A 1,673-nucleotide genomic window follows, 5' to 3' on the forward strand; every position below is an offset into this window, starting at 1 on the left:
ATGTTGAACTGGTCTTCCCAGCGGAACTCGAAGCGCGCCTTGGACAGCGCGTTGTCGCGGATCTGCGCGCCCGGATGGCCCTTGGCCAGGTCCGCCGCATGGGCCGCGATCTTGTAGGTGATGATGCCGTCCTTGACGTCGGTCTTGTTGGGCAGGCCCAGGTGCTCCTTGGGCGTGACGTAGCACAGCATCGCCGTGCCGTACCAGCCGATCTGCGCCGCGCCGATGCCGGAGGTGATGTGGTCGTAGCCGGGCGCGATGTCGGTCGTCAGCGGTCCGAGCGTATAGAACGGCGCCTCGTGGCATTGTTCCAGCTGCAGGTCCATGTTTTCCTTGATCAGCTGCATCGGCACATGGCCGGGGCCTTCGATCATCACCTGCACGTCATGCTTCCAGGCGATCTGGGTCAGTTCGCCCAGGGTCTTGAGCTCGCCCAGCTGGGCTTCGTCGTTGGCGTCGTAGATCGAGCCCGGACGCAGGCCGTCGCCGAGCGAGAAGGCCACGTCGTACTGCTTCATGATTTCGCAGATGTCCTCGAAATGCTCGTACAGGAAGCTTTCACGGTGATGCGCCAGGCACCACTTGGCCATGATCGAGCCGCCGCGCGAGACGATGCCGGTCATGCGCTTGGCCGTCAGCGGCACATAGCGCAGCAGCACGCCGGCGTGGATGGTGAAGTAGTCCACGCCCTGCTCGGCCTGCTCGATCAGGGTGTCGCGGAAGATTTCCCAGGTCAGGTCCTCGGCCTTGCCATTGACCTTTTCCAGCGCCTGGTAGATCGGCACCGTGCCGATCGGCACCGGCGAATTGCGGATGATCCACTCGCGGGTTTCATGGATGTGCTTGCCGGTCGACAGGTCCATCACGGTGTCGCCGCCCCAGCGGATCGACCAGGTCATCTTTTCGACTTCCTCGCCGATGGAGGAGGTCACGGCCGAGTTGCCGATGTTGGCGTTGATCTTCACCAGGAAGTTGCGGCCGATAATCATCGGCTCGGACTCGGGGTGGTTGATGTTGTTGGGGATGATGGCGCGGCCGCGGGCGACCTCGCTGCGCACGAATTCCGGCGTGATCTCGTCGGGGATGGCGGCGCCGTAGGCCTGGCCGGGATGCTGGCGGCCCATCAGGTCGGCCAGCTTCTGGCCCATCGGGCCGGCGTTTTTCAGGCTTTCCAGGTATTCCTTGCGGCGCAGGTTTTCGCGGATGGCGATGTATTCCATCTCGGGCGTGATGATGCCCTGGCGCGCATAGTGCATCTGGGTGACGTTCCTGCCGGGAATGGCGCGGCGCGGCTTCCGGTGCAGGTTGAAGCGCAGCTCGGCCAGCTTGGGGTCGTTCAGGCGCTCGATGCCGTACTGCGAGGTCGGGCCGGCCAGTTCCTCGGTGTCGCCGCGCTCGGCGATCCAGGCTGCGCGCAGCGGCGCCAGGCCGGAGCGGATGTCGATCTGGGCGTCGGGGTCGGTGTAGGGGCCGGAGGTGTCGTACACATAGACCGGCGGATTGGGTTCGGCGCCGAACGAGGCCGGCGTGTCGCTCTGGCTGATCTCGCGCATCGGCACGCGGATGTCCGGGCGCGAGCCTTCGACATAGACCTTGCGGGAATTGGGCAGCGGCTGGACTGCGGCTTCGTCCACCTGGGCGGTGGCGGCGAGAAAGTGCGGATTGGCGTTCAT

1 protein-coding gene is annotated in these 1,673 nt (G+C 65.0%); it reads right to left on the bottom strand.

Translation table 11 applies throughout. The annotated features are described in order from the left end of the window. Positions 1-1,673 (bottom strand): phosphomethylpyrimidine synthase ThiC (gene thiC / locus IGW04_RS25475; protein WP_194715890.1); only part of this gene is annotated, 1,673 nt, incomplete at both ends.

The organism is Noviherbaspirillum soli, from assembly GCF_015352955.1.
GTDB lineage: Bacteria > Pseudomonadota > Gammaproteobacteria > Burkholderiales > Burkholderiaceae_D > Noviherbaspirillum_A > Noviherbaspirillum_A soli.